This window comes from Sphingobium salicis subsp. salicis, from assembly GCF_049472635.1.
Classification (GTDB): Bacteria; Pseudomonadota; Alphaproteobacteria; order Sphingomonadales; family Sphingomonadaceae; genus Sphingobium; species Sphingobium yanoikuyae_A.
The window spans coordinates 2276785-2301156 of sequence record NZ_JAYRCS010000001.1; the positions used below are offsets into that span (position 1 = coordinate 2276785).

The window sequence follows — 24372 nt, forward strand, 5'->3', positions numbered from 1 at the left end:
CGGCGGAACGCCTCCCCCTCTCACTGCCGTCATCCCGGACTTGATCCGGGATCCATTCAGCACTCCATCGCCGGGCGTGAAGCCCTGTTGGGCGGAAGGCTTCAAAGCGCAGCGCCGAATGGATCCTGACTTTCGTCAGGATGACGGAAGAAAAGGACCGCCGATCAGCCACCGACCGCGACCTTTCCGGCCATGTCGACGCTGACCTGCACCCGCTCCGCCTCGCGCGCCAGGGTGATGGTCAGCGGATCGGTGGGCAGGCCGGTGCCATCGAAGGCGATCTGCTGGCGGCCGTCCTGGCCCACCAGCGCCCGCGTACCGGTCTTCCAGTTGGCGCTGACGAAGGGCTTTTCCTCCATCGGCACCCATTGGCTGCCCTCACGGCGCTGGAAGCCGTAGCCCGAGGCCGAGACCCACACGCCCATCGGGCGCGCGGTAACGACCGCTTCGTCGCGCGCGGCGGCAACGCGCGCGGCAAAGCGGTCGGCATCGTCAACGATCCGGCCGCGCGGATCGGGAATGGCGATCACCACGGCAGCCGAAATGAAGCCGATGATCGTCAGCACGACCATCAGTTCTATGAGGGTAAAGCCGTTGCGTGGCGGAGCCGATGCCTCACCACCGTTCGGGCTGAGCCTGTCGAAGCCCCCTGCCGAGCGGAGCGAGGCACCTCGCCCCACTCCGCGTGCGGCATCACATTTCGCTGGAATAGATGTCCGCATTCTCATTCTCGCCGCCCGGCTGGCCATCGGCGCCCAGCGAGCTGATGTCGAACGCGCCCTTCTTGCCCGGCACGGTGTAGATATAGGCGCGACCCCACGGATCCTGCGGCAGCTTCTTGATATAGCCGCCCCGGCGGTAGCGCTGCGGCTGCGCCAGCGACGCGGGCGGATTGAGCAGCGCCTGCAGCCCGTCCGACGCGGCGGGATAGGTCAGGTTGTCGAGGCGATATTGCTCCAGCGCCTGCTCGATGGTCGAAATATCGGCCTTGGCCTTTTCGACACGGGCGGTATCGGTCGCGGGGATGACGTTGATCGCCACGATCGTCGCCAGCAGGCCGATGATGACGATCACGACCATCAACTCGACCAGCGTGAAGCCGTGTTCGGCGGAACGCCTCGCAGACGTGAAGCCGTGTTCGGCGGAACGGCGGGCGGCAAGCTGCGCCTCCCGTTCGATCAGCGCGGCCCGGATCTTGTTCAACTTCAGCATATTCTACTCCTTCAAGCCCCGGTCAGGCTTTGCAGCTGCAGGATCGGCAGCAGGATGGACAGGATGATGACGGCGACGATGCCGCCCATCATGATGATGATGATCGGCTCCAGCATGGCGAGCGCGGCCGAGGTGAAGGCGTCGAACTCGCGCTCCAGATAATCGGCCGCGCGCTCCAGCATCGTGTCGAGCCGCCCGGCACTCTCGCCGCTCGCCGCCAGATAGACCAGCAGCGGGGGAAACACCCCTGCCCGCTTCAACGCCGCCGACAGGCTGCCACCGCCCCGGATCGCCTCGACAATCTCGTCCGACGCCTTGCGCAGCACCCGATTATGCACCGTGTTGGCGGTCAGCGACAGGCCCTCCATCAGCGGCAGCCGGCTCGCCACCATGGTCGAGAGCGTGCGCGCCATCCGCGCGGCGTGCAGGTCGCGGATCAGCCGGCCCAGCACCGGCAAGCCCAGCAGCATCGCGTCGAAGCGATAGCGGAAGCTGTCGATCTTGAGCGCGCGCCAGAAGCCGAAGGCGCCAAGCCCAATCAGGATCAGCAACAACCACCAGTAGCCCGCCAGGAAGGCGGAAATGCCCATCACCATCCGGGTCAGCAGCGGCAATTGCTGGCCCACCGTGTCGAACTGTTCGACCACCTTGGGCACCACGAAGATCATCAGCGCCGCGACCACGAACACGGCGAAGGTCGCCAGCACCGAAGGATAGGCGATCGCGGTCAGCACCTTGGAGCGCATCACCGCCTGCCGCTCCATCAGTTCGGACAGACGCTCCATGATGGTGGGCAGGCTGCCCGAGCTTTCGCCGGCCGAGATCATCGCGCGATAGAGGGCGGGAAAGCTTTTCGGCTCCGCGCCCAACGCATCGGCCAGCCGCCGTCCCTCCAGCACGCCGGAATGGACCTTGCCCACGATCGCGCGGACATGATCCTGCTCGCTCTGTCGGCTGATCGTGCGCAGCGATTCCTCCAACGGGCTCACCTGGATCAGGGTCGACAACTGCCGGGTGAAGAGCGTCAGTTCCTTGGCCGACAGCTTGGGCGCGCGCAGCGACAGGCCGGCCCGCTTGCGCGCGACCGACACCGCGCCCGGCTCCAGCCGGACGACGAACAGCTTGCGCGCATCCAGCTTTACCCGCGCCTCGTCCAGGCTGTCCGCCTTGACGCTGCCCTTGCGTTCCTTGCCCGCCGGGTCGATCGCGACATAGTCGAAATCAGCCATCGGCAATGGTTTCCACCTCGGTCGCATCGCGGCGCGACACGCGGATCGCTTCCTCGGCCGTGGTCTGGCCGTCGCGCACCAGCGCGCGCGCGGCCGACCCCAGGTTCGGCGCATTGAGGAAGGCATGACGGGCGATCAGCGACTCGTCGCCGCCATCGTTGATCAGGCGGCGGATCGTGTCGTCGACGCGGATCGCCTCGAACACGCCGATCCGCCCCTTGTAGCCGGTGCCATTGCATTCGTCGCAGCCACGCGCCCGGTAGATGATCGTGCCGGGATCAAAGCCCAGCAGCGCGCTTGCCGACTTGTCGGCCTGCACCGGCTCGCGGCAATGCTGGCACAGCCGCCGCACCAGCCGCTGGGCGACGACGGCGCGCAGCGTCGAGGCGAGCAGGAAGGGTTCGACCCGCATGTCGCGCATGCGGGTGATCGCGCCGACCGCGTCATTGGTATGGACGGTCGACAGCACCAGATGCCCGGTCAGCGACGCCTGCACCGCGATCTCGGCGGTCTCGCGGTCACGGATTTCGCCCACCATCACCACGTCCGGATCCTGCCGCAAAATCGCGCGCAAGCCGGCGGCAAAGGTCAGCCCGACCTTGGCATTGACCTGGGTCTGGCCCACGCCCTCCATCGCATATTCGACCGGGTCTTCGACCGTCAGGATATTGCGGCTGCCATCGTTCAGGTTGCGCAGGCCAGCATAGAGCGTGGTCGTCTTGCCCGAACCGGTCGGCCCGGTGACAAGGATGATGCCATTGGGCTCGCTCAGCCCCTCGCGGAAGATGCGGTCGGGCGCACCGGTCATGCCCAGCAGGTCGAGCGTGATGCCCGCATTTTCCTTGTCCAGGATACGCAGCACCACCCGCTCGCCCGCCCGGCTCGGCAGGGTCGATACGCGCACGTCGAGCAGCTTGCCACCCAGCGTCAGGCCGATGCGGCCATCCTGCGGCACGCGCCGTTCGGCAATGTCGAGCCGCGCCATCACCTTGATGCGGCTGACCACCACCGGCGCGACATGCGGCGGCATGCGCAGCGTCTCGCGCAGCACGCCGTCGACGCGCATCCGCACGATCAGGCCCGTCTCATAGGGTTCGATATGAATGTCCGACACGCCCTGGCGCGCGGCCTCGGCAATGATGCCGTTGATCAGGCGGATCGCCGGCGCGTCGTCCGCGCTGTCGAGCAGATCGTCGGCAGTGGGAATGTCGGCAGCCAATATGTCCAGCTCGTCCGCGCCGACGTCGATCGACCCGGCCATGGCGGCGGCGCTGCCCTCCATCGCATAATGATCGGACAGATGCCGGTCGAACTGCGGCGCCTCGACAAAGCGCACATCAAAGCTGCGGGCGAGATGACGGCGCACCTCCAGCAACACGCGCGGATCGCTGCCCTCGCGCACCGCGATCGACAGTCGCTCGCCATCCTGCGGCAACATCACCACGCCATGCTTGCGGGCAAAGCCATAGGGAATGTCGACGGGCCGTGGCGGAAGAACCGACGGCATTACCGTCACATGCTCCTGTTCGCTCACTTCTGCTCTCCGCTTGGCGGCAGGTCGACCGGGCGGACGACGCCGCTCGACTGCCGCACCGTGGGTTCGATGACCTGGACCTGTCCCGGTGCCGGCGATGTCGCCGGCGCGGCGGCACCGGCCTGCGGCTCGACCGTCATATCGCCGGGCTGTGGCGCGATCGGCGGCTGCGCACCCATATAGTCGCGCACCAGCTCGTCGATGGTCGGCTCGCTGTCGGGGCTGCGCTGCAACTGCATGCCGCGCACATAGCCATAGCGCTGCTGGGTCAGGCGCTGCGCATCTTCCTTGGTGCGCAGGATGGTCGGGCGGATGAAGACCATCAGATTGGTCTTGGTCCGGCTCTTGCTGCGCGACTTGAACAGCTCGCCAATGCCCGGAATGTCGGACAGCAGCGGGATGCGCTCGATCGTCTTGCGCTCATTATCGTCCAGCAGGCCGCCCAGCGCCAGGATTTCGCCATCGTCGACCGTGACCGTGGTCTCGATCTCGCGCTTGTTGATGATCAGGTCGCTGCTCGAATTGCTGACCGGGCCGGCCACGCTCGACACTTCCTGCTTCAGGAACAGCTTGATCGCGCCGCCGGTGTTGATCTGCGGCTTCACCTCCAGCTTGATGCCGACATCCTGGCGCTGGACGGTGCGGAACTGGTTGTCGAAATTCTGGCTCAGCGCCTCGCCGGTGGTCACCGGCACCTGCTGGCCGACCAGGATCGACGCCTTCTGATTGTCCAGCGTCATCACCGACGGCGTCGACAACAGGTTGCTCTCGGTATCCGACTTCACCGCATTGATGATCGCGCCGAAAATGCCGTTCTTGCCGATCTGGGTGCCCAGGCCGCCGACGATGCCGGTCGCGCTGGCCAGGCTGTCGACCGCCGCCTGGGTCAGGCTGCTGGCAAGATCGCTGTTGGTCTGCGTCTCGGTCGTCGTGGTCGTGCCGTCGGCCGCCACCACCGTCGTCTTGGTGGTGCCCAGCTTGGTCGCGCCATAGGCACCGGCGATAGTGATCAGGCTGGGCGACGCATTGCTGTAATTGGTCGCGGCAAAGCCGGTCGATGTGCTGCCGAGCAGGAACTGCACGCCCAGCTTCTTGGCCGCCGCATCGCTGATCTCGACGATGATCGCCTCCACCAGCACCTGCTCGCGGCGGGTGTCGATCTGGCGGATGGTCTCGCCCAGCATGCGCTGCACGTCACTGTTGGCGGCAACGATGATCGCATTGGCGCCTTCATAGCGGGTGACGATCGCCGGGCCGCGGGTCGAAATGCCGCTGCCGCTCGATCCGCTGGAGCCGGCTGCGACCGGCGCTGCCGCAGCGCTGGCCGGGGCTGCACCGCCGCCAGCGCCGCCGCTGGCGCCCGCCGCCGGCACCGACGAGGTAACGGGCGAACTGCTCGACTGGCCGATCAACTGCTGCAACACCGGCAACAGCTTCTCCGCATCGGCATGTTCCAGCCAGTAGACGCGGATTTCCGTGCCGCTCGCCGCCTGACGGTCCAGCTCGCGCGCCATATTGGCGAGGCGCGTGACGGTGTTCACATCGCCGCGGATCGCAATCGCATTGCTGCTGTCGATCGGCACCACGCTGGCGGCCGCCGGCGCGCCATTCTCGCCGCCGCCACTTTGCACCAGCGCCTGCAGCGATGTCGCGATCTCGCGCGCGCCGGCATTTTTCAGCATCACCATCTGGGTCGAGCTGGTGTCGCGGTCGACCCGCGCAATCACCTGGCGGATGCGCGCGACATTGTCGGCATAGTCGGCGACGACGATGCTGTTGCCGGCGCGATTGGCGGTGACCGTGCCTTCCTTGCTGATCAGCGGGCGCAGCGTTTCCAGCACGCTTGCCGCGTCGACCGAGCGCAGGCGGAAGACTTCGGTGACGAAGCTGTTGCGGGTCGCCGCCCGGCCCACCGCGCTCGGCTGGCCGGCCGCGCCGTCCGCGGGCTGGATGCGATAGGCGCCACCGGGCGCCGGCACCGCGACCAGGCCATTGGCGCGCAGCGTCGACAGCACGATCTCGAAATATTCCGACTTGGACAGCGGCCGGTCGGTCACCACCGACACCTTGCCCTGCACCCGGTTGTCGATGATGAAGGTGCGACCGGTGACGCGCGCGGCATCCTGGATGAAGGCGCGGATATCGGCATCGCGCACATTCAGCGTCTGCTGCGCATGTCCGGGGACCGGGGCAGCCAGGACCAGCGCGAGGGCGGCGGAATATTTGAGGATATGTCTGGTCATTGGCCTTGCAATATCAGGTTGATCGGCACGGTGACGGCGCCGCGCTCCACGGTCAGGGACAGGCGTGCGCCGGGCACGATCTGGTTCTGCAATGATGCCAGGTCACCGGCCGATCCGATCGGCTGGCCGTTGATCTGGGTCACGATGTCGCCGGCCTGGAAACCGGCATTTTGAAAGCCCGGCCCCTTGGGGCTCAGCACCAGCCCGGTCACCCGGCCATTCTGGGTGCGCGGGGAAAAGCCGATGTCGCGCTTCACCGCATCGGCGCTCGGCGCATCGCGGCCCGGCACCGGCGAGGGCGCGCCCTCGCCCGGCGCCATATCCCCCTCGGGCGCGCCGCCCGGCCCACCAGCCGGTCCGCCGGCCGCCGACGCCGGCTGCGACTGGTCGAGGAACACCTGCTCCTCCGCCCCGCCGCGATCGATGGTCACATGATCGAAGAACACTGCCTTCAGCACCACGCCCGGCATGATCTCGTCCCCCACGGCATAGCTGTTCTGGATGCCGTCGGGCGTCGCCAGGATCGCCGATCCCTGCCCCGTCCCCTCGTTCAGCCGCACGCCATAGAGCGTCAGCGCCAGCGAGGTGACGACGCCATTGCCCGCCTGCGGCGCGCCGGTGCGGAAAAAGGGATCGAAGCTGGCGAACAGCGCCTGCCGCGCACTGGCGGAAAGCACCTGCGCCTGGCGCCCTTCCCAAGGGCCAAAGGCGCCGACCGGCGTCAGCAATACCCATACCAGCCGGGCGAGCTGCAATGCCAGCACGGCCAGCAACAGCTTCTCGACCAGCCCCAGCCAGTCGACCGGCCGCGCATAGCGCCGCCACCCTTGCAACTTGTCGCCGAACGGCACACGCATGAGCCGAAATGTCCCCCTTGGTTCGCCCGCCTGCTAGGCAACTCTTCTTACTGCCAGATGACGTTTATGTTACCATAATATGACAGGTAGCAATGGGGCCGCGACGATGCTTGCATTTCGCAGGGTCAACGATAGCTAGGGCCACGGAAACCGGCCTGTAGCGCCGTCATTCGCGGAAATGCCCATGACCTTGTCCGACCCGATCCTGTCACCGCCCGCCGCACCCGACGCCGATCCGGCCTGGATCGCCAGCCATGCACGAGTCCAGCGGGTGCCCAGCAAGGATCTCACCCTCTTCATCCAGCGTAATTTCCTGAGTCTTGACGAATGCGCGCAGGTGATCGCGCGGATCGATGCGGACCGTCGCCCCTCGACCATCGCCGATGCCAATGGCGATGGCTATTTCCGCACCAGCGAGACCTGCGACCTAGACCATGGCGACCCGTTCGTCGCCGCCATCAACGCGCGCCTCGACAGTTTTGCCGGCATCGCCACCCAATATGGCGAGCCGATCCAGGGCCAGCGCTACGGCGTCGGCCAGGAATTCAAGGCGCATACCGATTATTTCGAACCCAAGGGCGCGGACTATGACAAATTCTGCGCGGTCGCGGGTAACCGCACCTGGACCTTGATGGTCTATCTCAACGAACCGGCCGCCGGCGGCGCCACCCGCTTCACGAAGATCGGCAAGACGGTGCAGCCCGAAACCGGCAAGCTGCTCGCCTGGAACAACCGCATCACCCCGGATCGCTTCAACCCCGCCAGCATCCACCACGGCATGAAGGTCCGCAGCGGCGTCAAGCATGTCATCACCAAATGGTATCGCGAACGCCCCTGGGGCTGAAGGCGATGCGCCAGGCGGCGCACATATTTCAGCCGCGCTGGGTGATTTTCCGCCAGCGGGGTGGGCGTTCGCAACGTCCGCCCTGCAAGGCAACCATGACACCGCCCCGCGCCTGGCGCGCAGGGCGGGGCCCTTCTCCCGTCAGAAGTCGACCGTAGCCGAGAGCCAGAGGCGGCGCCCTTCCTGGTTGATCGAATAGGCAGGGGTCCAGGCGGTCGTCGTGCCGGTCTGATAGGGCACATAGACCGCATAGTCGGTGTCGAGAATGTTATAGAGCGTCGCCGACAGGCGGAAGGCCGGCGCGATCTGGTAGGAACCGCCCAGGTGGAAGACTTCATAGCTGCGGAAGTCGCCCACGGACGTCTGCTGCGCATTGGCGCCGCGATAGCGGCTGGAACGGATTTCGGCGCGGGTCCAGACGCTGGCCTTGTCGCCCAGCTTCCAGCGCAGATTGCCGTTCAGCATATGCTTGGGCATGCCGATCAGCGGCAGCCCCTCTTCCGATCCGCTGAGCTGCTCGGTCTCGGTATAGGTATAGTTGGCCGTCACCGACAGGGTGGAGTTCAGGGCGAAACGGGTTGCCACCTCGACGCCGCGGGTGCGGGCCTTGTCGATGTTGATCGACTGGCTGAACAGGTCGACGGTCGGGAACGGGCCGACATCCAGACAGCCGGGGCGATTGGGATTGCCTGAAAACTGGCAATTGGGGATGCCCGGACCGCTGGCGATCTTGTCGGTGAAGTCATTGTTGAACAGGGTGACATTGCCGCTGAAGAAGCCGTCGCCATCATAATAGAGGCCCGCTTCATAGCTGGTGCTGGTTTCCGGCTTCAGCCCCGGCGTGCCAAGCAGCGGGATGCGCCCCTGCCCGCCAAAGCCGATGATGCCTTCGGCAATCTGTTCGACGCGCGGCGTCTTGAAACCGCGGCTGACGCCGCCCTTCAGGGTCAGCACATCGTTGATGTTCCATACCGCATAGGCGCGCGGCGACCATTTGTCGCCGAAGGTCGAGTGATTGTCGTAGCGCGCGCCGCCGGTGATGTTGAAGCCGTCGACGACGGTCAGCGTCGCTTCGGCAAAGCCCGCCCATTGGGTGAACTTGAACGGCTCGGGGGCCACGCCCTCGACCATGCGCGCCTTCCAATATTGGCCGCCGACGGTGAAGGCCAGCGCGCCCGCCTTGCCGGCAAAGCGGGAATCGATGATGTCGTTGCGCGCCTCCAGCGTGCGCGGGCTGCCCGGCACCGCGCCCGGCGTGCCATTGGGGATCAGGCGGCCGATCGTCTCGGTCTCGTTGCGGGTCAGGGTGGTGTCGAGCTGGCCGAAACCCATGCGCCAGCTATGCGCGATCACATAATTGCTGCGGTTGAACCGCTGTTCGGGGGCATAGCCGCCCGATCCCAGCGTGCCGAGCTGGCCCCGGCTATTGTCATAGCTTTGTTCGTTGCGATCATATTCGAACCACAGGTCATGATCGGCATGGGGCGTCAGCGTCAGCCGGCCGCCATAATTATAGATGTCGGACTCCACCGGGTTGCGGCCCAAGGTCAACGCCGGATCGCCGGGGATCTCGATATCGGAGCCGGCGCGGTGGAACACGCTGCCGCGCAGCGTCAGGCCGGCCAGCCCCTTGATGATCGGCCCTTGGGCAAAGCCGTTGACCGACTGGATATTGCCGAAGCGATCATCGCCCTGGATCGTGCTTTCGGCGCTGGCGGTGCCGACCCAGCGATCGCCGACCTTGCGGGTGATGATGTTGACGACACCGCCCATCGCGTCCGATCCGTAGAGGGTGGACATCGGGCCACGCACCACCTCGATCCGGTCGATCGCGGAGAAGGGCGGCAGGAAGCTGGTGGAGGTTTCGCCAAAGCCGTTGGGCGTGACGCCGCCGGGCGCATTCTGGCGCCGGCCGTCGATCAGCACCAGCGTATAGTCGCTGGGCATGCCGCGGATCGAGATGTTGAGGCCGCCGGTCTTGCCCGCTTCGCCGCCGACATCGACGCCCTGCACATCCTGCAGTGCTTCAGCCAGGCTGCCAAACCGCTTTTCCTGCAATTCCTCGCGGCCCAGCACGGTGATGCTGGCCGGCGCCTCGATGATATTCTGTTCATAGCCGGCCGCGGTGACGACGATCGCGCTCGACTGCGCATCGGCATCGGCATCGGGCGCCTGCGCCTGGGCGGCGACGGGCAGCGCGAGCGCACCGATCAGGGCAGCGCCCCCCAGCAGATGGGTACGCGTCGACAAGATTGCAGGAAATGGCATTTCAGACCCCCATTGAAATAATAGTGCGACTTAGTCGCATTAGAATTTCACGGGCTGATGTGGAGGAAGAAGGTAGCGGTCAATCAATGATGATATGCCCAGCCGCCTGCGCAACAATTTCTCACAATCGCGACACCGGCGGAGCGCAGGCCTCTTCTTTACGGGACATGTTGGAGCCGTCTGGGCAACATAAGAAGGGTTGCAGGCATCATGGTGGCGCCCAATATCCGCTTCGACACTCGTCCGCCGCTACGGATCGCCTTCGCTCCCCGCGCAGCGAGCGCCGGGGCGATCCGGATCGGTGCATCCGGGCCTATCGGGCAGCTTGCAAGCCGGGCGATCTTGGCCTACGCGCGACCCGTCACCGCCCCAGGTCGGTCCATAAAGCCGTCCGGTGGTGCCACGCCCGGATTCATACACTTTATGGCATTGGATTTATAATGAGCATCTACCTGGATTATCTGGCCGAAATCGACAGCAGGAAAGTCCAGGGGCTCGCACCCAAGCCGATCGACGACGGCGCCCTCGTCGCCGAACTCATCACCCTGATCCAGGATGCCGGCAGCGAACATCGCGCCGAAGCGCTCAAATTCTTCATCTACAACACCCTGCCCGGCACCACCAGCGCCGCCGGCGTGAAGGCCGACTTCCTCAAGAAGATCGTGCTGGGCGACGTCACCGTCGCGGAAATCACCCCCGCCTTCGCGCTGGAACTGCTCAGCCATATGAAGGGCGGCCCCTCGATCGCCGTGCTGCTCGACATCGCGCTCGGCGATGACGCGGCGCTCGCCGTCCAGGCGGGCGAAGTCCTGAAAACCCAGGTCTTCCTCTATGACGCCGACATGTTCCGCCTGCGCGACGCCTTCGCCGCTGGCAATGCCGTCGCCAAGGATGTGCTGGAAAGCTATGCCAAGGCCGAATTCTTCACCAAGCTTCCCGAGGTCGAGGACGACATCAAGGTCGTGACCTTCATCGCCGGCGAAGGCGATATCTCGACCGACCTTCTCTCGCCGGGCAACCAGGCGCACTCGCGTTCGGACCGCGAACTGCACGGCCTGTGCATGATCTCGCCCGAGGCGCAGCAGGAAATCGTCGCCCTGAAGGCCCAGCATCCCGACGCACGCGTCATGCTGATCGCCGAAAAGGGCACGATGGGCGTCGGCTCCTCGCGCATGTCGGGCGTCAACAATGTGGCGCTGTGGGCCGGCAAGCAGCAGAGCCCCTATGTCCCCTTCGTCAACTATGCGCCCGTCGTCGCCGGCACCAACGGCATCTCGCCGATCTTCGCGACCACCGTGGACGTGACCGGCGGCATCGGCCTCAACCTCAAGAACTGGGTCAAGAAGACCGATGGCGAGGGCAAGGCGATCATCAATAATGACGGCAATCCGGTGCTGGAGGAGGCCTTCTCGGTCGCGACCGGCACGGTGCTGAAGATCGACGTCAAGAACAAGAAGCTGACCGACGAGGCCGGCAAGGAACTGGTCGACGTCGCCGCCGCGTTCACCCCCCAGAAGATGGAATTCATGAAGGCGGGCAGCAGCTACGCCATCGTCTTCGGCAAGAAGCTCCAGACCTTCGCTGCCGAGACGCTGGGCATCGAAGCGCCCAAGGTGTTCGCGCCGAACAAGGAAATCACGGTCGACGACCAGGGCCTGACCGCCGTGGAGAAGATCTTCAACCGTAACGCCGTGGGCGTGACGCCGGGCAAGGTGCTGCATGCCGGTTCGGACGTGCGCGTGAAGGTCAACATCGTCGGCTCGCAGGACACCACCGGCCTGATGACCGCGCAGGAACTGGAGGCGATGGCCGCCACCGTCATCTCGCCGCTGGTCGATGGCGCCTATCAGTCGGGCTGCCACACCGCGTCGGTGTGGGACAAGAAGGCCCAGGCCAACATTCCCAAGCTCATGAGCTTCATGAACAATTTCGGCCTCATCACCGCGCGCGACCCCAAGGGCGTCTATCACGCGATGACCGACGTCATCCACAAGGTGCTGAACGACATCACCGTGGACGACTGGGCGATCATCATCGGCGGCGACAGCCACACCCGCATGTCGAAGGGCGTGGCCTTCGGCGCGGACTCGGGCACGGTTGCGCTGGCGCTGGCCACCGGTGAGGCCACCATGCCGATCCCGCAGTCGGTCAAGGTCACCTTCAAGGGCCAGATGGCGCCCTATATGGACTTCCGCGACGTCGTCCACGCCACCCAGGCGCAGATGCTCCACCAGTTCGCTGGCGAGAATGTCTTCCAGGGTCGCATCATCGAAGTCCATATCGGCACGCTGCTGGCCGACCAGGCCTTCACCTTCACCGACTGGACCGCCGAAATGAAGGCGAAGGCGTCGATCTGCATCTCGCAGGACGAAACGCTGATCGAGTCGCTGGAAATCGCCAAGTCGCGCATCCAGATCATGATCGACAAGGGCATGGAAAATGCCGCCGGCACGCTCAAGGGCCTGATCGCGCTTGCCGACAAGCGCATCGCCGAGATCCGCTCGGGTGAAAAGCCCGCTCTGTCGCCCGACGCCAACGCCAAATATTATGCCGAAGTCGTCGTCGACCTCGACCAGATCGACGAGCCGATGATCGCCGACCCGGACGTCAACAATGCCGACGTGTCGAAGCGCTACACCCACGACACCATCCGCCCGGTTTCCTATTATGGCGGCACCAAGAAGGTGGATCTGGGCTTCATCGGATCGTGCATGGTGCACAAGGGCGACATGAAGATCCTGGCCCAGATGCTCAAGAACATCGAAGCCGCCGAAGGCAAGGTCGAGTTCAAGGCGCCGCTGGTCGTCGCTCCGCCGACCTACAATATCGTCGACGAGCTGAAGGCCGAAGGCGACTGGGATGTGCTGAAGAAGTACGCCGGCTTCGAGTTCGACGACAGCCACCCCAAGAACGCCGCCCGCACCGAATATGAGAACACTCTCTATCTGGAGCGTCCGGGCTGCAACCTGTGCATGGGCAACCAGGAAAAGGCCGCGAAGGGCGACACCGTCCTCGCCACCTCGACCCGCCTGTTCCAGGGCCGCGTGGTGGAAGACACGGCCGAGAAGAAGGGCGAATCCCTCCTCGCCTCGACCCCGTTGGTGGTGCTCTCGACCATCCTGGGCCGCACGCCCAACATGGACGAATATAAGAAGGCCGTGGTCGGCATCGACCTCACCAAGTTCGCCCCGCCCAAGGCGGCCTGATCAAGACCGCCGCCCGATCGCAGGATCGGGCGGCGGCATCAGGACAGCGATGATCAGAAGCGGCGCGGGACAATATCCCGCGCCGCTTTTTTTCATGGTTCAGCTCGCGCCACCCGCCGCATCGCCCATCGCGTTGATGGCGTCGTCAATGGTGAAGGTGTTGGGCTTCTGGATCGGCGGGAATTCCTTGAAGGTGTCGGCAAATTGGGCCGCGCCCGCCTGTGCGCCATAGAGCAGGAAGGTGTTCTTCAACACCCAGTCATAATAGGTGTTGGATGTGATGTCGGCGAACTCATAGGGATCGATCCGCAGGTTGAAGAGCTTGGGAATGCGCAGCCGGGTGAACGGCTCGCCCCAGACCTTCATCGTGCCGGCGCAGCGCTGTTCCAGGAACACGCATTTCCAATTGTCGTAGCGCATGGCCAGGATGTCGCCATCGTCGCTGATGTAGAAGAAGGCATTGCGCGGGCTCTTCTCCTCCTTGCCGGTGATGTGGCCGACCAGGCTGACGCCGTCGATATGGTTCTTGTAGGTCCGGCCAATCGCCTTGTAGCCCTTCTTCACCTTCTCGACGATATCGGGCTCGCCCGCCATTTCCAGGAAGGTCGGCAGCCAGTCATGATGCTGGACGATGCCGTTGGAGACCGATCCGGCCGGCACCTGGCCCGGCCAGCGCACCATCATCGGAATGCGGAAGGCGCCTTCCCAATTGGTGTTCTTTTCGCTGCGGAACGGCGTCGTGCCGCAATCGGGCCAGCTGTTGCGATGCGGGCCATTGTCGGTCGAATATTGGACCAGCGTGTCCTCGGCGATGCCCAGTTCGTCCAGCAGGTCGAGCAGCTGGCCGACATTCTTGTCATGGTCGATCATGGTGTCGTGATAGTCGGACTGCCAGCGGCCGGCCTGGCCCTTGCTGCCCGGCTTGGGATGCGTGAACATGTGCATATGGGTGGTGTTCACCCATACGAACCACGGCTTTCCATCGGCCTCCGCCTGCTTGATGAATTTCGACGCCCGTTCGACGAATTCATCGTCGCAGGTTTCCATGCGCTTGGCCGTCAGCGGGCCGGTATCCTCGATCTTCTGCTTGCCGACCTTGCCCCAGCGCGGCATTTCGGTGGCATCGTCGACATCGGTCGCGAAGGAATGGATCACCCCGCGCGGGCCGAAGCGTTCCTTGAAATGCGGCATGTCCGGTTCGTTGAGCGGATAATTTTCCATCTCCGGCTCTTCTTCGGCGTTCAGGTGATAGAGATTGCCGAAAAATTCGTCGAAGCCATGGTTGGTCGGCAGCATGTGGTTCAGGTCGCCGAGATGGTTCTTGCCGAACTGGCCGGTGGCATAGCCCTGCTCCTTCAGCAGCGCGGCGATGGTGATGATCTTGTCGCTCATGCCCACCGGCGCGCCGGGAATGCCGACCTTGGACAGGCCGGTGCGCAGCACGCTCTGTCCGGTGATGAAGGAGGAACGGCCGGCGGTGCAGCTCTGCTCGCCATAGCTGTCGGTGAACTTCATCCCCTCCCTCGCGATCCGGTCGATATTGGGCGTGCGATAGCCCATCACCCCGTCGGTGTAGCAACTGAGGTTCGATATCCCGATATCGTCGCCCCAGATGACGAGGATATTGGGTTTCTTGTCGGCCATGGTGCTTTCCCTTCGCATGAACAGGAATTGGGTCGCCTTTGTCTGCATCCTGCCTGACCAGCCGGCTATCGGGGAAAACCCTGTGAAGCGTCCGCGATGATGCACGGACAGGAGCCTGCCCGCTCCGAATGCGCGGCCATGCCCCCCTGCCCGGTCGCACGCACCGCCAGCCTCTTTCCTTTCGCAACCGTCATGGCATGACGGGAACAATGCACAGGGGGAGGATGAGGTGATTACAGCCTATGACAGGAGCATGGCGCCGTTCGACTGGGCGGCGATCCTCTATCTGATCTTCTTTGCCCTATTGTTCCTGGGCGCCCGCTGGTGGAAGCGGTCCGGGCGACGGATGCCGCGCCATATGCCGGCCGCGATCCTGCTGGCCGGTCTGTGGTTCGGCGGCCTGCCGCTGTTCGACCAGTTGAGGGTCGGCGCCATGGACATGGACCAGATGAGCGTGACCAAGGGGCGGATAAGCAAATTATGGGACATCCGCACGCGCAGCCGGAATACCGCTCCCCTCTCCTTCCAGAAACATCAGACCAATATAGCCCATGGCTTCGACATCGGCGGGGAGAGTTTTTCCTGGCACGAGGGCAGCCGCTGTCCGGTGGCGACCTTCTGCGGCTTTGCCGGCGGTCCACCCTATCTGCGCGAGGGGCAGAAAGTGGAGATAACCTGGTTCGCCGACCCGCTGCGCTTCGGCAAGCGCCGGATCGTGAAGCTGCTGATCGAAAAATGAGCCCACGCCGCCGATCCCCCAACGCAAAAGGGCGCCCGATCGGGCGCCCTTTCCGTTTCGGCTGTGCCTGACGTCAGAAGGTCGTCGACAGCGAGAAGTTGAAGGTCGTGCCATAATTATAGGCATTGTAGATGACCTTGTTGGTGCCGTTCGACTGGCTTTCCTCATAATCGTTGCCCAGGATGTTGCGCACCTCGAACTTGGCGTCAAACTGGCGCCCCGCGACATAGACGCCCTGGCGCGCCACGAAGTCCAGGTTGATTCCGGGATGTTCATAGACGTCCGGCTGGTCCTGGTTGGCCAGGCCACGGCTGGTCACGCGCTTGCTGGCATAGGACAGGATCAGCGTCTGCTGCGACAGCTTGTCCTGGTCTTCCAGGCCGAACTGGAAGTTGACCAGATGGTCCGACTGGCCCGTCAGCGGCGAACCGTTCCGGAAATAGTCGGTCGCCAGCGTCGACGACGCGCCGAACACGGCGGTGGTATCGCCGTCCTTCACCTTCAGCTTCGACTTGGTGTAGGTATAGTTGGCGATCGTCACCAGACGGCGGGTCGAGAAGAACGCGCTGTCCGACATGGACGACAGGTCGAAATATTTCTGCAACTCGACTTCGCCGCCATAGAGGTCGGCCTTGGGCGCGTTGGCGAAGCTGGTGACGAAATTGTCGCCGTTGAGCGTGATGAAGGTTTCGATCGGGTTGTCGATCTTCTTGAAGAAGCCCGACAGCGAGAAGCGCTGATCCCGCGCGAAATACCATTCATAGCGCGCTTCCGCGTTGAACAGCTTGCTGTCCTGCAGATAGGGGTTGCCCTGATAGCGACGGTTGGTGTCCGGGTCGAAATAGAATTGATAGATCAGCTCGCGGAACTGCGGCCGGGCAATGGTCTTCGACGCGTTCAGGCGCACCTGCATGTCGTCGCGCATTTGCCAGGTCAGCGTGCCGCTGGGCAGCCAATAGTCATTGTCGAGCTGGGTCGAGGCCGTGCTGGCGCCCGGCGTGCTGAACACCTGCAGCGGCGACACGGTCAGCTTGGCGGTTTCGTAGCGAACGCCTGCATCGAGCGACAGATCGTCCAGTATCTGCCAGTTCAGCTTGCCATAGCCAGCATGGTTCTTGAGCGTCGCGCGGAAGGCGGGATTGCCTTCGTTGGTCTCGATCAGGCTGATGTCATAATAGTTGACGATGCCCGGTGCCAGCAGCAGGTCAGGGCGCAGCACGCCCACGCCCTCGGGCATGTCGCTCGACGCGCGGAACTGGAAGTCGCGGCGCGAGCTGGTGCGGTTGGTGTCGACATAGGCATAGCCGGCGGTCAGCGCCATGTCGGCCGACGGCTTCCAGGTCAGGTCTGCGCCGCCCGACCACAGATCCTCGTTGAGGTCGGAGAAGCTGACCGTCGCGGTCTGGCCGGTATTGCCGTTCAGACGGTTGACGAACAGATTGCCATAGGGGTCGGCCGCCGCATTGGTGCGGATATATTCGAACGACAATTCATAGGGGGCCTCGCGCTGCGAATTGGCGAAGCCGCCGCGCACGTCCAGGCTGAACGCCGGGCTCAGCTTGAACTCGCCCACCACCTGCGTGTCGATCAGCTGGCGCTCATACCAGGCGGTATCCTGCTCCATGATGTCCGACGTCGGCTGGGTCTGCGTGTTGCCCAGGCCCATGCGGGTGTGCTTGAGCGTGTCGCGGATATAGAGGTTGGTCCAGCGGATCTTGTTGTCGCCAAACTCCAGGCCCAGGCCCAGCAGGCCGTTCACGACGATGCGATTGTCGGTGGTGACGCGCTGGAAATCCGAATTGAGCGCCGACAGGTCGGGCGTGATCGAATTTTGCTGGCGTTGGTCGCGCGTGGTCCACTTGTTGCTGTAGCCCGCAGTGGCGATCAGGCCCAGGGTCGAACCGCCCAGGTCGAACGAGGTGCCGCCCGAGATGGTCGCCGAATAATTGGGGTCGATATCCTTGATGCGCTGGACGGTGCCCTTGCTGAAGCGCACCATTTCCGCCGCGATCGCGGTGGTATCGACATTGCCCGAGCTGATCCGTTCGCCGCTGGCGAAGAAGGCGGCGAGCGCCGGCGGAATGTCGCGGCTGCCATTGTCGAAGCCGGTCCAGTCGCTCTTGCTGCCATAATAGCTATAGCCCATCTGATAGGTGGTTTCGGTGTTGGCACCGATGCCGCCACTGATCGTCAGGAAGCTTTCCGCCGGCACCGCATTGGTCGTCAGGTTGATGACGCCGCCGCCGAACTCGCCGGGATAATTGGCCGAATAGCTCTTCTGCACCATCGAGGACGAGACGATGTTGGTCGGGAACAGGTCCAGCGGCACGACGCGCTTGAGCGGCTCGGGGCTGGGCAGCGGCGACCCGTTCAGCAGCGCGAGCGAATAGCGATCGCCCAGGCCGCGAACATAGACATAGCCGTTGCCGACCACCGACAGGCCGGTGACGCGGCCCAGCGCGCCGGCAATGTTGCCGTCGCCCGTCCGGGCAATATCGGCCGAAGACAGGACCGAAACCACCGCCGGAATATTCTTCTGGACGTTGGCACTGCGGCGGCCGGTGACGATGATGTCGGAACCGGGGACCGAAATGTCGGGCGCCGCCTCCGGATCCTCGGCGGTCGAACGACCGGCAGCGGCAGCAGGATCGGCCGCCTGCGGGTCGGACGTGGTGGCATCGGCGGGCGCGGGCACTTCCTGGGCCAGCGCGGCCGGCGCGACCAGCGCAGTGGAAAGCAGCAGCAGGCCCGCGAACTTGAGCGGCGTCGCCATCGAATATCCCCTAGATAAGGTCATTGCACGTTTCGGGGCGGGATGCGGCCGATCATGGCCGCGTCCCGCCCCGCATCAGGTCCGTCCCGTCTTAGAGCGGGATCGAGGTGCAGGCGCGGCGCGCGGTGCTGGTGCTGTCAAACGGCGCGTAGGCCGAGTTGCAGGTCCAGCCGGCGAACCAGGTGTCGTTGGCGTCCTTGACCGCGCCGACATAGGTCGTCGTGTCGAAGAAGCTGTCCAGCGTCTTGGCGTCGATCGCGGTGGCGGCGGTTTCGGCCGCACCGTTGATGAACACCGCGCTCAGCGAGGCCGTGTAGGCATCATTGTTGTTGTTGCCGCTGAAGATCGCGGCGACATCGGCGGCGGTGTAGGCGGTCGCGCCGCTACCCGAACCGATATACTTGGTCGCGTTGCACTGCATCAGCACCGAACGGGCGGTCAGCGTGGCGCGGGTCGAGGTCGTGCCGGTGCCATGCAGGCGGACGCACTCGTTGTTCGGCGACACGACGATGCCGTTCACCAGCGACAGGTCGCTGTTGCCGCGGTTCAGGATCGATGCCTGGTCATTGGCTTCGTTGTTGCTGCTGACCTGCGACTGGATCGCGGTGAAGTTGGCGACGATGGTGTTCTGGCGCGGGGTATCGCTTTCCAGACCGTTGCTGTCGATTTCCATCAGCGCGTCGCCCTGACCCGGACGCTGCACGATCAGCACATATTGGAAGCGACCCTGGATGCCGGTGTCGGCGTCGAGGCTGTCATCGTCCGCGCCGGTCGCGATATAATGCTTCATGCGCACGGTGCCGCCGAAGAATTCCGCGCCGTCGTCCGAGCTGTTGAAGCTCTGGATATAGTCCAGCGTGGTGCCGCTGCCGATGCTTTCGCCGGTCAGCGCCTGCAGTTCGGTGTTAGCGCCCAGAACATAGCCCGAATAGCGGATCTGGACATATTTCATGGTGCCCGCATTATAGGCGTCGTCACGACCGCCAAAGGTCGCCGGATCGGCCGAACCTTCGGTCTGACGCTCGCAGGTGTCGGCGCCGACCGAACCGCTGTTGCAGTCGGTGGTGCGCGCACGGCCCATCAGCACGACGCCGCCCCACTGGCCCATCGACGTTTCGGTCGAGTTGCCGTTGATATTGTCGCGGCTGGTGAAGATGATCGGCGAGGTCGCGGTGCCAACGGCGTTGATCTTGTTGCCGCGGTTGACGGCCAGCCAGCTGGTGCCGGTGCCGCCATAGACGATGACGCCCGGCTCGATGGTCAGGGTGACGTTGGTGTCGGCGGTCAGCTGGCCGCTGGTCAGGCTGAAGCCATTGGCGGCGGTGCAGCCCACGGTCGAGCTGGTGACCGGCGCCGAGGTGGTGGGCGCAGCGAAGCCGCTGTCGCAGCCGACGTCGACGCGGCCCTTCATCTGATAGACCAGGCCGGCGATCTTGGGCAGGGTGATGCTCTTGGCGATGATCGAGGGCAGCGTGCAGACGCGCCAGGCATCACCGTTCGAGCTGGAGATGGTGCCCTCGTCGGTCAGGCCCTTGGGATCGGCGATCGTCGGGCAGCCCGCAGCCGGGGTAACGCCGGTCGGGGTCGGCGTGGGGGTCGGGGTCGGCGTGGGGGTCGGGGTCGGGTTGATGATGACGTCGCCGCCGGTGCCGGGCGAAGCGATATCGTCCGCGCCGCAGGCAGCCAGCGCCGCGCAGGCGCAGCCCGCCATCAGGATATTATGGATACGGTTGATCTTGGCCATGTCGTCTCCGCTCCGGCTTCTGCCGGGTTTGTTGCGATGCGGAGCGCAAGGGGGAAAAGCGAATCGGACAACGCCCCCTGTCGCCCTCGGAAGCGGCAGGTAGGCGCGGTAAATGACAGCCTCATTTTCCTTTTATGACATATCGGGGTCGGTAAAATTACAGTTCAGAGACAGTGTCCCAACCGCCACAGCCAACAGAAAGGGGCGCCGTCCACCGGACGACGCCCCTGCGCGAGCCACTGAAACAGGGCGTTCAGCGCATCGCATAGCTCGTATTCAGGCGGGCCGAAGCGCGCTGCGCGATCGAGCGCGAGGATTCCTCGCTGCCGTCGGCCAGCACCAGCGTCATGTCGGGCACGCGCGCAACCGCAGCATAGGCTTCGCGCGCATCACTGGTGCGGCCCATCCCCGCATAGGCATTGCCCAGGTTGATCAGGCGCGCCGGATCGTTGATGGTGTCGGGCCAGACCGCCTGCAGCTTGCGGGCGGCCTTGTCGAAATCATGGGCGAGCAGCGCCGACGCGGCCAGACCCGCATCCGGCACGACGCTGACGATCACGTCATCCGCCGCCGATGCCATGGCCGGCACTGCCGAAGCCAGAAGAAAGCCCGCAACTGCCGCCGCCTTGAACATCGATTTTCTCCGAAAAAAACTTTCTAACATAGCCGGAATTATTTCATCTTGATGACATCGACACAAGATCAGGCATGGGCGTCGATTCCATTTTATATCGGCGTAATTTCATCAGCTTATGCGTTTTTCACATCAGTGTCATAAAAGTGAAATCGAATGCGATATGCAAATTTCACTCGATTCGAATCGCATCATGGACGCGCAAAAGGCCATGCGCCGCAAGCGGCGTGGCCTGAAAAACATCGTCTGATGGATTGGGTCCGGAGGCTTCTGTTGCCCGGCGCCTCCGGGGGCCGCTGAATTCCCTTCTGTTGCCCGGTGGGTTCAACCGCGCTATTTTAGAGTAATGTCAGGCCGTGAGGCCCTCAATTACGCTGCAATGGCGAGTGCTTCGTTATCGTTGGCACTTGTGAGTTTTGCACAGTTTAACGGCTTACACGGGCCGGGTAAAAGCATCGCCTTTGAACACACGTCGATCCTAGTTCGGCCCCATCAGACACCCCGCCAGACCAAAGGTCTTCCGGGACATGTGGTGGAACCGCCGGGTACTGCCCCCGGGTCCGCTGCGTCTATTATACGACACGATTTATCACCATAGCCGGGCGAGCCCGGCACCCCCTATATGGCGGCGGCCGCGCGATTTATCAAGCCGGTGTTGAAGGATGGAGGCGGCATTATGTGTATCGTGGCACTGGCCTGGCGGGCGCACCCGCGCTGGCAGCTTGTCCTGATCGGCAATCGCGATGAATATCATGCCCGCCCCGCCGCCGCGATGGCGCGCTGGGACGATCGGCCGGGGCTGATCGCCGGGCGCGACCTGCAATCGGGCGGCACCTGGCTCGGCGCGGACGAGGATGGCCGGGCCGCCGTCATCACCAATTTGCGCGGCTTCGGCGATCCCCTGCCCGACCGCGCCTCACGCGGCGCACTGGTGACCGACCTGCTGACCGGCAGCGGCACCTATGCCGATCCCCATGCGGCGGCGCTCGACGATTTCAACCCGTTCAACCTGCTGCTCGCCGACCGCGACCGGCTCGTCTTCCTCACCAATCGCCCCGAACCCCAGCGCAGCCTGCTCGCGCCCGGCCTCTATGGCCTCTCCAACGGCCCGCTCGACCAGCCCTGGCCCAAGACGCTCGCGCTCAAGGAGGCGATGCTGCAATGGCTGGTCGCCGGCGCCACCGATCCAGAAAGCCTGTTCGACGCCCTGCGCCGCGAGACCCTGCCCGCCACCGGCATCGCCCCGGCCGCGCCATCCGACGCCCCGCTGGAGCCCCCCCTCTCCCCCATCTTCATCCGCAACCCCGTCTATGGCACACGCTGCAGCAGCATCCTCGCCATCGCCCCGGACGGCACCGGCCTGGCGCTGGAACGCCGATTCGACGCGCAAGGCCAGGTCACGGGCGACAGCCGCATCGTGTTCCATTGGCCGGCGGCCTAGCAGCGAGGATATGTTCTGCCGGTCTAGAAGCGACCAGAAGCGGACATTCCTCCCCGGCACGGGGAGGTGGCAGCGCGAAGCGCTGACGGAGGGGCAGGTGCCTCTTAGCGCTGCGCTATCCGGCCTGTGCCCCTCCACCACTCGCTACGCGAGCGGTCCCCCTCCCCGTGACGGGGAGGAATGTCTTGTTCCCACCCATCCCCGCCATTCCATATATGGGCCTTGGCGCTGTCAGTCTAAGCCCCCTTGTCCCCATAGACAAAGGCCCGCCGCCCCGACCGCAGCACAACCTCTCGCCGGACATAATCGACCTCATAGGCGTCGGCGCTGGCGACATCTGCTTCCGTCAGGTGGAACAGCGTCCCCTCCACCACATCCTCGGGATCATCGCTCGGCTCGACCATCGGGTGCCAGCGCGTGCCGCTCTTGGCGATGACGTCGGGGTCGCTGATCTCGATCATGCGCTGGCGATAGCCCGGCATCGCATCCGGCTCGCCCTGCACCAGCCGGCCGAACAGCGCCATCTGCACCTCCGCCAGCCGCAGCGTGCCATAGGAAAAGAGCAATATCTCGGTCATCACCACGCTCCTCCGCTCAGCCCAGCGCCGCATTGACGATGCGGATCTGGGTGAATTCCTCCACCCCGGCCAGCCCCTGGTGCCGGCCAATGCCCGATTGCTTGGCACCGCCGATCGGCACGTCGAAGGGCAGGTCGAACAGCCGGTTGACCCAGACCAGCCCGCTGTCGATCCGCGCCGCCATCGCCTGCCCGCGCGCCGCATCGGCGGTCCACACCGACGCGCCCAGCCCATAGGGGCCATCATTCACCCGGCGGACCAGTTCCGCCTCGTCATCATAGGCGAGCAGCGGGATGATCGGCCCGAACTGCTCCTCCTGCACCAGCCGCGCCGCGTCGGGCAGGTCGGTGACGATCGTCGGCGCAATATAATAGCCGCTCCCCTCAATCGCCGCGCCGCCATGCAGCACCCGCCCCTGCGCCCGCACCTCCGCCAGCAGATCGACCAGCCGGGCATATTGCGCCGCATTCTGCACCGGGCCGATCGTCGTGCCGGCCACCCGCCCGTCGCCGACCACCGCCCGCTCCGCGCAGGCAACCAGCGCCGCGCCGAGCGCCGGCACCAGCGCGCGCGGCGCATAGATGCGCTTGACGCCCAGGCAGACCTGCCCGGCATTGCCCATCGCCCCGTCGAACAGGATCGGCGCCACCGCCGCGACATCGGCATCGTCCAGCAGGATCGCCGGATCATTGCCGCCCAGTTCCAGCGTGAAGCGCTTCACCGTGTCGGCCGCCGCAGCCATCACCCGCCGCCCGGTCGCGGTCGATCCGGTGAAGCTGACATGGGCGATTCCCCGATGCGCGGTCAGCATCGGCCCGACATCGCCGGCATCGCCCAGCATCTGCACCACCCCGGCGGGGAAGATGTCGGCGGCGAGCGCGCCCAGCATCAATGTCGTCAGAGGCGTCGTCGGCGCGGGCTTGGCGATCACGACATTGCCCGCGATCAGCGCCGGCGCGAGCTTGAGCGCCAGCAGCAGCAGCGGATAATTCCACGGCACGATCGCCGCGACCACGCCCAGCGGATGGCGCTGCTCGACCACGCGCTCGGTCGCGCTGTCCTTCAGCACCACCGGCTCCAGCCGCAGCCCGGCATGATAGCGCAGCGCCGCCACCACCCCCTCTATCTCGCCTCGCGCCTCGGCCAGTGGCTTGCCCTGTTCCTGCGTCAGGAGCGCGGCAAAATCCTCGGCCCGGCCCTCCAGCGCATCGGCCAGCGCCGCAATCCGCGCACCACGCTCGGCAAAGTCCAACGCGCGCCAGTCGGCAAAGGCCCGCTGCCCGGCCGCGACCGCCCGCTCCACCTGCGCCGCATCGGCACAGGGCCCGGCGGCAAAGACCTGCCCGTCCGCCGGATTGACAAGGTCGATCGCGCGCGCGCCATCGACCAGTTCACCATCGATAAGAAGCTGCATCCCGCCCCTCTA

At 64.8% G+C, this 24372-nt stretch carries 17 protein-coding genes and 1 other RNA gene; 4 read left to right on the top strand and 14 right to left on the bottom strand.

Annotation, left to right across the window (positions count from 1 at the left end; translation table 11 throughout):
* Positions 1–164: 164 nt before the first annotated feature.
* From VHN57_RS11100 to VHN57_RS11125, 6 genes are read right to left on the bottom strand one after another with little or no spacing between them, the layout of a single operon-like run.
* Entirely contained in the window at positions 165–680 is a 516-nt protein-coding gene (locus VHN57_RS11100; protein ID WP_423283844.1) for a GspH/FimT family pseudopilin, read from the bottom strand.
* A gap of 13 nt (positions 681–693) precedes the next feature.
* Positions 694–1212 (bottom strand): type II secretion system major pseudopilin GspG, encoded by a 519-nt coding sequence (gene gspG / locus VHN57_RS11105; protein ID WP_278988423.1) that lies wholly within the window; start codon positions 1210–1212, stop codon positions 694–696.
* 11 nt (positions 1213–1223) lie between these two features.
* Positions 1224–2441, bottom strand: coding sequence for a type II secretion system inner membrane protein GspF (gene gspF / locus VHN57_RS11110; protein ID WP_278988425.1), 1218 nt, complete (start codon positions 2439–2441; stop codon positions 1224–1226).
* Positions 2434–3948, bottom strand: a complete 1515-nt coding sequence (gene gspE / locus VHN57_RS11115) for a type II secretion system ATPase GspE (protein ID WP_010336568.1) — start codon at positions 3946–3948, stop codon at positions 2434–2436. Before gspE ends, gspF begins: the two co-directional genes overlap by 8 nt.
* A gap of 23 nt (positions 3949–3971) precedes the next feature.
* Positions 3972–6218, bottom strand: a complete 2247-nt coding sequence (gspD, locus tag VHN57_RS11120; RefSeq protein WP_278987955.1) for a type II secretion system secretin GspD — start codon at positions 6216–6218, stop codon at positions 3972–3974.
* Positions 6215–7075, bottom strand: coding sequence for a type II secretion system protein N (locus VHN57_RS11125; protein ID WP_099233627.1), 861 nt, complete (start codon positions 7073–7075; stop codon positions 6215–6217). The genes gspD and VHN57_RS11125 overlap by 4 nt, the downstream gene beginning before the upstream one ends.
* A gap of 184 nt (positions 7076–7259) precedes the next feature.
* Between VHN57_RS11125 and VHN57_RS11130 the strand changes: the two genes are divergently transcribed.
* Entirely contained in the window at positions 7260–7919 is a 660-nt protein-coding gene (locus VHN57_RS11130) for a prolyl hydroxylase family protein (RefSeq protein WP_278987958.1), read from the top strand.
* A 141-nt stretch (positions 7920–8060) separates the two neighbouring features.
* Here the strand turns inward: VHN57_RS11130 and VHN57_RS11135 are convergent, their stop codons facing one another.
* Positions 8061–10187: a TonB-dependent receptor domain-containing protein gene (locus VHN57_RS11135; RefSeq protein ID WP_423283848.1), complete on the bottom strand. Its 2127-nt coding sequence runs from the start codon at positions 10185–10187 to the stop codon at positions 8061–8063.
* A 440-nt stretch (positions 10188–10627) separates the two neighbouring features.
* Between VHN57_RS11135 and VHN57_RS11140 the strand changes: the two genes are divergently transcribed.
* A complete protein-coding gene (locus VHN57_RS11140; protein ID WP_278986797.1) occupies positions 10628–13393 on the top strand; it encodes a bifunctional aconitate hydratase 2/2-methylisocitrate dehydratase in 2766 nt (921 codons plus the stop codon).
* Between the two features lie 99 nt (positions 13394–13492).
* Here VHN57_RS11140 and VHN57_RS11145 read toward each other — a convergent pair whose 3' ends face one another.
* Complete coding sequence (locus VHN57_RS11145) at positions 13493–15037, bottom strand: arylsulfatase (RefSeq protein ID WP_278986798.1); 1545 nt, start codon at positions 15035–15037, stop codon at positions 13493–13495.
* Between the two features lie 229 nt (positions 15038–15266).
* On the opposite strand from VHN57_RS11145, the gene VHN57_RS11150 reads away from it, so the two are divergent.
* Positions 15267–15776 carry a hypothetical protein gene (locus VHN57_RS11150; protein WP_423283850.1) on the top strand — a complete coding sequence of 170 codons (510 nt, stop codon included), beginning with the start codon at positions 15267–15269 and terminating at the stop codon, positions 15774–15776.
* Positions 15777–15849: 73 nt separating this feature from the next.
* Here the strand turns inward: VHN57_RS11150 and VHN57_RS11155 are convergent, their stop codons facing one another.
* From VHN57_RS11155 to ssrA, 4 genes are all read right to left on the bottom strand, one after another.
* Positions 15850–18549 (bottom strand): TonB-dependent receptor domain-containing protein, encoded by a 2700-nt coding sequence (locus VHN57_RS11155; RefSeq protein WP_125985818.1) that lies wholly within the window; start codon positions 18547–18549, stop codon positions 15850–15852.
* 91 nt (positions 18550–18640) lie between these two features.
* Complete coding sequence (locus tag VHN57_RS11160) at positions 18641–20293, bottom strand: hypothetical protein (protein WP_423283852.1); 1653 nt, start codon at positions 20291–20293, stop codon at positions 18641–18643.
* A 253-nt stretch (positions 20294–20546) separates the two neighbouring features.
* Positions 20547–20927: a hypothetical protein gene (locus tag VHN57_RS11165; RefSeq protein ID WP_004207460.1), complete on the bottom strand. Its 381-nt coding sequence runs from the start codon at positions 20925–20927 to the stop codon at positions 20547–20549.
* A gap of 297 nt (positions 20928–21224) precedes the next feature.
* Positions 21225–21579: a transfer-messenger RNA gene (ssrA, locus tag VHN57_RS11170) on the bottom strand.
* A 24-nt stretch (positions 21580–21603) separates the two neighbouring features.
* Here ssrA and VHN57_RS11175 point away from each other — a divergent pair.
* Positions 21604–22368 (top strand): NRDE family protein, encoded by a 765-nt coding sequence (locus tag VHN57_RS11175; protein ID WP_278988539.1) that lies wholly within the window; start codon positions 21604–21606, stop codon positions 22366–22368.
* Between the two features lie 236 nt (positions 22369–22604).
* Here the strand turns inward: VHN57_RS11175 and VHN57_RS11180 are convergent, their stop codons facing one another.
* Together VHN57_RS11180 and VHN57_RS11185 are read right to left on the bottom strand one after the other, a co-directional pair.
* Complete coding sequence (locus tag VHN57_RS11180; RefSeq protein WP_423283855.1) at positions 22605–22946, bottom strand: gamma-glutamylcyclotransferase family protein; 342 nt, start codon at positions 22944–22946, stop codon at positions 22605–22607.
* A gap of 16 nt (positions 22947–22962) precedes the next feature.
* Positions 22963–24360 carry an aldehyde dehydrogenase family protein gene (locus VHN57_RS11185; RefSeq protein ID WP_278988536.1) on the bottom strand — a complete coding sequence of 466 codons (1398 nt, stop codon included), beginning with the start codon at positions 24358–24360 and terminating at the stop codon, positions 22963–22965.
* Positions 24361–24372 lie beyond the last annotated feature (12 nt).